At 44.8% G+C, this 9,223-nt stretch carries 7 protein-coding genes; 5 read left to right on the top strand and 2 right to left on the bottom strand.

Going from position 1 to position 9,223, the window contains the following annotated elements:
* The first annotated feature begins 4 nt into the window (after positions 1 to 4).
* The 5 genes from hemG to AC1TPC_RS22075 all read left to right on the top strand — a co-directional run bounded on the left by hemG (position 5) and on the right by AC1TPC_RS22075 (position 6,416).
* Entirely contained in the window at positions 5 to 1,453 is a 1,449-nt protein-coding gene (gene hemG, locus AC1TPC_RS22055) for a protoporphyrinogen oxidase (protein WP_482068960.1), read from the top strand.
* A gap of 101 nt (positions 1,454 to 1,554) precedes the next feature.
* Positions 1,555 to 2,961 carry a CapA family protein gene (locus AC1TPC_RS22060; protein WP_482068961.1) on the top strand — a complete coding sequence of 469 codons (1,407 nt, stop codon included), beginning with the start codon at positions 1,555 to 1,557 and terminating at the stop codon, positions 2,959 to 2,961.
* 29 nt (positions 2,962 to 2,990) lie between these two features.
* On the top strand, positions 2,991 to 3,731 hold the full coding sequence (locus AC1TPC_RS22065; protein WP_482068962.1) for a glycerophosphodiester phosphodiesterase: 741 nt from the start codon (positions 2,991 to 2,993) through the stop codon (positions 3,729 to 3,731).
* Positions 3,732 to 3,773: 42 nt separating this feature from the next.
* Entirely contained in the window at positions 3,774 to 4,640 is an 867-nt protein-coding gene (locus AC1TPC_RS22070) for a DUF92 domain-containing protein (protein WP_482068963.1), read from the top strand.
* Positions 4,641 to 5,798: 1,158 nt separating this feature from the next.
* A complete protein-coding gene (locus AC1TPC_RS22075; RefSeq protein ID WP_482068964.1) occupies positions 5,799 to 6,416 on the top strand; it encodes a multidrug resistance efflux transporter family protein in 618 nt (205 codons plus the stop codon).
* Between the two features lie 533 nt (positions 6,417 to 6,949).
* On the opposite strand, the gene AC1TPC_RS22080 is transcribed toward AC1TPC_RS22075, so the two are convergent.
* Complete coding sequence (locus AC1TPC_RS22080; protein ID WP_482068965.1) at positions 6,950 to 8,080, bottom strand: YncE family protein; 1,131 nt, start codon at positions 8,078 to 8,080, stop codon at positions 6,950 to 6,952.
* A gap of 270 nt (positions 8,081 to 8,350) precedes the next feature.
* Entirely contained in the window at positions 8,351 to 8,869 is a 519-nt protein-coding gene (locus tag AC1TPC_RS22085; RefSeq protein ID WP_482068966.1) for a hypothetical protein, read from the bottom strand.
* Positions 8,870 to 9,223: the final 354 nt, after the last annotated feature.

Below are 9,223 nucleotides of genomic sequence, written 5' to 3' on the forward strand. Positions count from 1 at the left end.
TGAGATGCGGAGAATCGGAAACCCTGATCGAATTGTCATTATTGGCGGAGGGATCAGCGGACTGAGCTCCGCTTTTTATTTGCAGCGGGAAGCGGAGCGGCAAGGCAAGGAGATTGAAATAACCATCGTAGACGGTGCTCCTGCCCTTGGCGGAAAAATTAATACGCTGCAGCGTGACGGCTTCGTCATCGAGAAGGGACCGGATTCTTTTTTGGCGCGCAAGCTGGCCATCATTGATCTGGCGACGGAGCTTGGTCTTGAGGACGAGCTGACCACTACAAATCCGGGAGCAAAAAAAACGTATATTTTGCATGAGCGAAAGCTGTTCCCCATGCCGCAAGGTCTCGTGCTTGGCATTCCGACAGAGATTGGACCGTTCGTCAGGACGGGGTTATTGTCTTGGGGCGGCAAGCTGCGCGCATTGCAGGATTTGGTGCTGCCGGTTCGAAAGGAACAGAGCGATGAGTCGCTTGGCAGCTTCTTGGAGAGACGGGTGGGCAATCAAGTGATGCGCCGCATCGCTGAGCCGCTGTTAGCTGGCATATATGCGGGTGATTTGAAGAAGCTGAGCTTGCAGGCAACCTTTCCGCAGTTTGCGGCAGCAGAGCGCAAGCACGGCAGCCTTATTCGCGGCATGATGTTTAACCGTAAGGCGAGTGCTGCTGCCGGCGCACTGCCAGCCGCTGCAAAGGGAGGCACGTTCCTGACGTTCAAGGGCGGTTTGTCTACTCTTGTTATGGCGCTTGATCAAGCGCTTAGTCGTGCAGATAGACGACTTGGCACGAAGGTGACGGAAATTCGCCGCAATGAAGCCTATAGCTCGTCGGAGCTTAGTGAAGAAGGGCGCTATGAGGTTGTGTTGAGCAGCGGAGAGAGGCTTCAGGCTGATCGAATCGTGATGACGGCACCCGCTTACGATGCGGCGGAGCTGCTTGAGCCGTTGACGGATTGCAGCGAGCTTCGGGCGATTAATTATGTATCGGTAGCCAATGTGGTGCTCGCGTTCAATAAGTCGACGTTTGGGCTTGATTTTGACGGATCAGGATTTGTGGTGCCTCGCTCGGAGGGGCTGCATATTACGGCATGTACATGGACATCGAACAAATGGCTGCATACGAGTCCAAGCGATAAGGTGCTGCTGCGCTGCTATGTCGGCAGGTCTGGCCATGAGGAAAGCGTTAAATTGCCAGATGCTGAGCTGATAAAAGCAGTGCGGTGTGATATTGAAGAAACGATGGGTATTACAGCAGAGCCGGAGTTTGTAGAAATTACGAGACTTCCGCGCTCAATGCCGCAATATCCGGTGGGACATCTATCGAATATGAAGCAGCTTCGGGAGCGTTTTGAACAGGAATTGCCCGGCGTTTGGATGACAGGAGCGGCGTTCGATGGCGTTGGTCTTCCGGATTGCATCAGACAGGGCAAGGAAGCTGCGCAGGCAATAATAAAATAAATTAAGCGATTTAGTTTCCCCGTGGAAGCTGGAACCTTGCTATAATGGAAGAGTCTGACGATTAACGGACTACTAACTTTATCGTAGAGGAGCCATCTTCCATGCACGTATCACGGTCCGAAATGCATCAGCAGGACAAGCTTAAACGTAAAAAAAAGCTTAGAAAGCTATTAATCGTAAATTTCACGCTTGTTGGTGCCATCATAGTTATTCTAGGAGCATGGCTTATCACAGTGAATTCAGATAAGCTGGCACAATTATTTAGCAAGGACAAGAAGGAGCAGACAGAGGCAGTACAGCCTGATTCGGCAGGCTCAGAAAATGCAGCAGAGCCAGTAGATGAGGCTGATTCTGCTGAAGATGATGCCGCTGTTGTCGGCAATGAAGGCGGAAGCAATGCTAGTAGTAATGCTAGTAGTAATGATAGCAGCAATGCTAGTAGTAATGCTAGTAATAATGCTAGTAGTAATGCTAGTAGAAATGATAGCAGCAATGACAGCAATACGAATGTATCGCCTGAGAAAGACGATGCTGCTGCAGCAACTGAGCCCACAGGCAGTGAAGAAGAGAAGGTCAGTCTTTCCTTCGTCGGAGACTTGCTGGTCGCTGATTATGTGAAAGCCATTACGGACCGCGAAGGCTATGATTATCTATATAAACCGTCTTTATTGTATTTAAGCGAGCCCGATCTTACGGCAGGGAATTTGGAGTTTCCTGTGACGACAAGAGGCACACCGGTTAAAGGAACCCCTTATGTGTTCAAAGGCGCGCCGGATGTGCTGCCTTCGATGCGCGATGCAGGCTTCGATGTGATGAGCCTAGCCAATAATCATGCGCTTGACCAAGGCGTTGAGGGCATGCTGGATACGATGAAGCATTTGGATAAAGCGGGAATTGCGCATATGGGCGCAGGCAAGAACGCTGCAGAGGCTTATGCTCCCCTCATTAAAGAGGTGCGAGGCATTAAGGTTGCTTATGTCGGCATTAGCAGAGTGGTGCCGTTCGGTTCATGGAAAGCGGAGAAAAATAGACCCGGCGTGGCAGAAAGCTATGACGTCAAACGCGCAACAGCCGCTATTGCAAAAGCAAAGGAGCAGGCGGATATCGTTGTCGTGATGGTGCATTGGGGCAAAGAGCGCGTGGATCAGCCAAAGCCTTACCAGAAGGATTTTGGTCGGCAATATATTGATGCGGGCGCGGACCTCGTCATTGGCAGTCATCCGCATGTGCTGCAAGGCTTTGAAATGTATAAAGGGAAATGGATCGCATACAGTTTAGGAAACTTTATATTTACCTCGTATCCAAAGGAGACGGCGGGTGAGACTGGTGTACTCGATGCGCTTTGCACAAAAAACGGCAATTGCGAGATGACCTTCCATCCGATGTTTACGGTGAATGCGCAGCCGACTCCGCTAGAAGCGGGTGCCGGGAAGGCGCTGCTTGATCGATTGTCTGCGATTTCTTTTGGCGTGAAGCTTAAAGAGGATGGCATGATTGTCCCTAAGTAATGGATATGCAATGAAAGGATGATCGCATAATGAGAAATCCGTGCGTAGCGCACCGAGGCTGGTCTAGCCGCGCGCCGGAAAATACGATGGCTGCCATTCGTCTTGCGATCGCTGATCCCGATGTGGAATGGATTGAGATTGACGTTCATCTGTCTAAGGACCATATTCCTGTTGTCATTCATGATTATACACTTCGCAGAACGACGAACGGCAAAGGCGATGTGAAAAGCAAAACGGCTGCAGAGCTGATGTCGCTTGACGCAGGCAATTGGTTTTCGCAAAAGTATCAGGGGGAGCCTATCCCAACGCTTGAGCAGGTGCTTAAGGAAGCGGTCGGGTATTGCAAGCTTAATATTGAGCTGAAGACGGACGGCATCCGTTATCCGATGATTGAGGAAAAGGTGCTGGCATGCATTCAAGCCTATCATGCGGAGAAGGAAGTCGTCATAACCTCCTTTCATGAAGGGGCATTATATCGCATGCGCAAGCTCTCTAGTCAAATTCGTACCGGCCTTATTATTGATGGCTGGCGCAATACGCTGCCGAAGGAGCTTAAGGAGCTTGGCTCTGACTTTCTATCCATCGCTTACTCTCGCCTGAACAAAGAACGAGTTGCGATGCTGAGGAGTGCAGGCATGGGGGTGATGGCTTGGACGATCAACGAAAAACGCGCCATTCGGAAGGTTGCCGAATTAGATCCTGATATTATGATTTGCACCAACTATCCGGAGCGCTGGCATGAGGCACGCTTGAAGAGTGTGAATAGATAGGAATTACTTCGATTGATGCAAAAGCAGGAGGTCGCTCGTTACATGGTTGGATGGATAGATGAATGGTGGTTAAGATTGCTTGCTGGTTTAATCGGAAGCGGTCTTATTGCTGCAGCAGCATACCTTGTTCGCTCATTGTCCGCTTCAGGCGCGTGGTCGGCGATTATTATGGGAACCGGTTTCGTGACGCTTGGTGAGCCGGTTTGGTTCGGGTTATTGATCGGTTTTTTTGTTTCTTCGACGCTCTGGTCGAAGTGGAAAAGGAAGCATCGTGCCAAAGCTTCGGCAGAAGCCAAATATGAGAAGACCGGTCGCCGCGATGCCGGTCAGGTATGGGCTAACGGCGGCGTGGGCTTGCTCTTATGCGCCGCCCATGCGCTGTGGCCGGATCAAGGCTGGCTATTCGCGTACATCGGCGTGATGGCTGCCGTGAACGCGGATACTTGGGCCACCGAGATCGGGGCCCTAAGCAAGACGGCGCCGCGATCGGTGACGAGCGGCAAGCCGGTTGTTGCGGGAACGAGCGGCGGAGTCACGCCGCTCGGCAGCGCAGCAGCGCTCGCAGGCGCCGTGTTCATCGGCGCCGTTGCCGCGCTGCTGCTGGCGGCCCCGCAGCCTGCAGAGGCTGCTGCGGGTACGCCTGGCGGCGGGCTTGCGGCGGCGGCATACATCGCCGCCGCGGCCGCCGCCGGCCTGGCCGGGGCCTTCGCCGACTCCTTGCTCGGCGCAACCGGCCAGGCCATGTTTCGCTGCCGGGTATGCGGCAGCGAAACCGAGCGCGCCGCGCATTGCGGCAGCGCGGCGGAGAAAGTGCGCGGCTTCGCCTGGCTGAACAACGACAGGGTGAACCTGCTGTCGTCGCTTTTTGCAGGCGCGCTAGCATGGCTCATCGGTCAGCTTCTTCTATGACCGAGTTACGGGGCTGTCCGTAGTATGCTCCCTGGGAAGATAGCTCGCTTTGAATGGACTGTTGGAAGTGAAAAAATAGCGGTACAGGGGGCTATTCCTGTACCGCTATTTTTCTATTCAGGTCTATGGCTGCTTGCTTCATGAGATTGTTGGGAAAGCGGAAGTCTCCCCAACTCCATGTTTACCTATGGCAAGCCACGAAGCAGGAATCGGCGGAATCCCTGGTTCTTCTGTAGTCTCGGGTTCAATCATTTATGGGGCTAAGCCCTCTTGAGTCAGCATTAATGGGAAAAACTCCCGTTATTTCATGTGTTTTTTGGCAAAAAACAGGTTTAAATGGATTTTCTCCCGTTAATATCTCGCTTTTGACCCTATTTCGGTGTATGTACTCCGATTAACGGTAGTTTTTCCAGCTAAATGAACAAACTGGTGTCTTATCAGGAAAATAGATGGAGCTTTTCCTGTTCATTCCACAAAATTGAAATGATTTGAGATAGCATTTATTTCAAACTTACGGGTTAGAACAATGAGCGCTGGAATAAGCGAAAAAGCCTGAGAAAAGTAAGGTTAAGGAGCGAATGACAGGAGCTCCAGGGCACTTAACTAGCTTGTAAAAAAATTTCATAGTTAGGAACAAGTAAACGAGCAGAATTTGGATGCTCCCATTCCGTGCGAACACTTTGGGACAGCCCCTTTTTTTTTTGCTACAACAATTGTTCCAATTGTTCTTGCAGCTCATCGGTATTTGGCGCCGAATTTCATAACGTCATACTTCCCCAACAGGGTGATGGCAATTACAATCCGGAACAACCGTATAAACCAATAAGCTTTCAAAATTGCGACCTTAGAAATGTTCAAATACGAAATTGCAATTTAACAAATTTGGAAATAAGCGATTGTGATATTGCCGGTGTGACTATTAATGGCTACTCTCTTGAGGATTTAATTAAAAATTGGAAAGGTTAAATTTAGAAGCGATTGTAGTCGAAAATAAATGTAACCTATCGAAACAACCCTTTTCGGTTATACCGTGAGGGTTCAGTTTCATTTTTTCTATTATTATGCGGTTAAGCGCAACAAATTGTAAAAAAATCCGACTTTAGATTGGGATTATTCCAAGAACAGAGAAATATTTCAGACTAGCAGAGGTGAATGTAGTTGCGTCCCATTTTTTTAGGAGTTTGTTCCGCTTTGTTTTTTGCTTTTACTTTTGTACTAAACCGAGAGATGGAATTGTCTGGAGGGTCATGGTTATGGAGTGCTTCATTGCGCTATATTTTTATGATTCCCCTACTTCTAATTCTTGTCCTAAGCAGAAAAAATTTAAGCCCGCTTATTCAAGAGATGCGGAAGCATCCTGGCGCTTGGTTGATGTGGAGCTTTGTAGGATTTGGACTATTCTACGCTCCGTTATGTTTTGCGGCAGCTTATGGACCAGGATGGCTTACCGCCGGAACTTGGCAAATTACGATTATTTCAGGCTCCCTCATAACCCCTACATTTTACGAGAAAATTCAAACGCATGAAATTAGAAAAAAGATACCGCTTAAAGGTTTAATGATGTCGATCATCATCCTTCTTGGAGTCGTGCTGATGCAATTGGCTGTGGTTGAAGCGACACAATTTACGGAAGTATTATTTGTCGTTGCAGGAGAGCTCATGCTAGGAAGTTCGTTGCCTACTTTATTGTCCACGATCGGTATGCTGGTCGTAATGATTGGCATGATCTTGCACAGCTATATTTCTCAAGTGAAAAAGAATAAAGTAGTTTCTTAATTATTTTAATTTAATGCAAGGGAATCGCTTAATCATAATTACTTTCTAAGGGAATGCGAGAATTCATTAGATGAGTCACTGGATTTTGGGGCAGAATTTGAAATGGTTATTTATCTAAATCACCAATCTACATAGAACTTTCATCTGACTCTAAGCAAAAGTAGAGGAAATAATGAATTGAGAATGGGTGATTATTATGGAGTTAAGACTCAATTAAGTGAATTGAAAGATTTCACGAAGGAAAAGCTTCTAAATCAAAATGTAGACGAAATCATTAATCATAAGCTAACTAACATTGGTTCGACTGATTCAGAGCTAAGGGATGAGTTGATTTACTCCACTTTTGCAAGATGGATTAATAATGATTACTTAGATGTGAGGCAACTTCAACATATTTTAAAAACATGTGTAGATTGTGAACATTATTTTTTCGAATTTGTGAAACAAAAAGTGATTCGGTGTTTACTCGGTCATTTTCTTGTAGTATTTCTTATTTGCGTCATGAGAGGGATACGAGGGGATCAACCATGATTCTACTTATTTTTCAATACAACTAAATTATATGGGGCTTCTCCTCTTAAATCAATTTGCTTTACTATCTTTTTAGTATTTATATCTACTACAGCAATCGAGTTGTGCTTGATATTTGCAACAAATAAATACGAATCCACAATTTTCATATCCATAGGACCATTCAAACCGCTTATTTCTCCAATCACCTGATTACTATTTGTATCAAATATAGTAATCGTGCTACCAGCAAAATCATCCATTTGATCCTTATCTTTATGAGCAATATAAGCAATCCCTGTATTGTCGATTAGCATTGTATGTACCGGTTTTTCAAATTTAATATTATTAATAAAATCACCCTGTATATTAAATACACTTAGCTTGTATTCGTTTCCACTGTTATTTGCTATATATATTCTATTATTAGGAGCTACTTTCAAACTCCCATCGCTAATGTTAATTTCCGATTTTGATAAAATTCGCGTACTATGATTCACCCGATCTATTTGCATAATGTAACTATCAGGAACATCAAAATAATCACTTTTTCTTGCACCATAGATGTTAAGATAAATATAATTATCTTTAATATCAAAACTTCCCACCATTCCTTTGATAAAAGGGAAGGTTGTTTTCATCTCCCTACCTTGCTTAACATCAACAATTGTCGTTGGATTTCCCTTAGGAAACACAGCTGCAATAGATGGACTCCCTATAATCCATGCCTTATGATTTTCTATATCGCTAATTATTTCAGAGGGTCCATCCACATATTTTAATAATATTTCATCTCCTAATTTCCCATCTTTAATAGTAATAATTCTATCTGAATATTTCGGATTTGAAACAGAATTAACCGGTCCATAAATTTCTCCCTGTGATGTTTCAATAATTGTAGATAATGTTTTTGATTTGCTTTTAAAATTGTAATACATTTTTTTTTCATCAATTAAATTTCCATTACTATCTTTTGAAATTTGAATGTAACCTAAGTTACCAGATAGGTCCACATAAACATCATAAAGCGCATTACTATTTCTATCAAAATCATCAATCGTATTCCATGTTTTTTCTTCATTTTCTTTATTACAACCTACTAATAAAATCAATATTATAAGTAAAGAAATCTTAAAAAAGATTTTTTGCTTCATAAATATATTCCCCCTTTTTTTTCTGTTTTACTGCGTTGCAATAATGTTCTCTGATTTCATAGCTTTCGGATTTGCTTGCATTTGAGCACAAAAGAACTTTTACAATGTATGAAGGTGCACTTAGTCAATAATACCATATTTAAGTAAAAAAGCCAATTTCTATAGTAAATATGTATCGGTAATTGTGAGAATCTATGCTTGAATAAACCGGCCACATGGTCATGGCACTTTGTGCCAAGCGCGGTAGAACAACGGATATTCAAGTCCATTTTAGAGCACCGCCTGCAGGACAACGAGGTTCATACACCAGCTGTAGGTTTTCGATGAAGAGTCCATAAGCCAACACAGAAACGGTAATTTCTTTGTATAGGGATGAGCGCTATGCGTATCGTCGAGATTAATAACATCGCCTTCATGAAGCGCAGTTTCTCGTTCTTCCTGAAGTCTTGCAACACGTTTTTTTCCAAAGGTCAGCCATGCATGGGGGACTGTGAAAAACCAGCTGAGCGTGTATTGTGCGAGTTTGTAAGGTTTAAACATGAGTTCAAGTAGAGCATCTTTGCCAGCCAATGCGCTCATTTGTACTACCGATGAGCATCCCGAGATCAATCCGATGACGTACATAAAGCAAAGCATCCATGACGGTGCTCCGCTTCGTTTGAATATCCCGGATTGTGTCAAAAGCAATGAAAAGTCGAACTTTTCCCAAAGCGATCGCAAGATTGGCGCTCCCGCGCATTCGCCTTGTGGAAGCTTACGAAATCGTGGATTTTCAAGGGTTTGTTTCACTGAAATCACCTATTGTCTTGAGAGAGATACCCGTTGGAAAAGGTATTCTTCGCGATTATTGGTGTTATTCCCAAAAGTCAAGGGGTTTTCCGGCTTTTAGCTTACATTTCTATGACTATTAATCGGTTTCCATCGCTTGGAATGAACTGCATAAGTCATGTGTTATAAAAGATTCTTTGAAACTAAAAAATATAAATCATGATTTTTATAGTTGTGAGCCTGGAACATTAATAAGTTCCTGAATCCGTGACCAATCTCTAATTTGGATCTTTAAACGGATGGAATTACTACCAGCCATATCCAATTGAATCTTTGGGTAAATGAGAATAACTCAAAGTAGAACCCTCGTCTAAC

The sequence above is a fragment of the Paenibacillus sp. Y280 genome (genome assembly GCF_056786335.1).

Excerpts from the sequence above, each read along its gene's own strand:
- hemG (WP_482068960.1), top strand. The coding sequence starts at position 5 with ATGCGGAGAATCGGAAACCCTGATCGAATTGTCATTATTGGCGGAGGG.
- AC1TPC_RS22060 (WP_482068961.1), top strand. The coding sequence starts at position 1,555 with ATGCACGTATCACGGTCCGAAATGCATCAGCAGGACAAGCTTAAACGT.
- AC1TPC_RS22065 (WP_482068962.1), top strand. The coding sequence starts at position 2,991 with ATGAGAAATCCGTGCGTAGCGCACCGAGGCTGGTCTAGCCGCGCGCCG.
- AC1TPC_RS22070 (WP_482068963.1), top strand. The coding sequence starts at position 3,774 with ATGGTTGGATGGATAGATGAATGGTGGTTAAGATTGCTTGCTGGTTTA.
- AC1TPC_RS22080 (WP_482068965.1), bottom strand. The coding sequence starts at position 8,080 with ATGAAGCAAAAAATCTTTTTTAAGATTTCTTTACTTATAATATTGATT.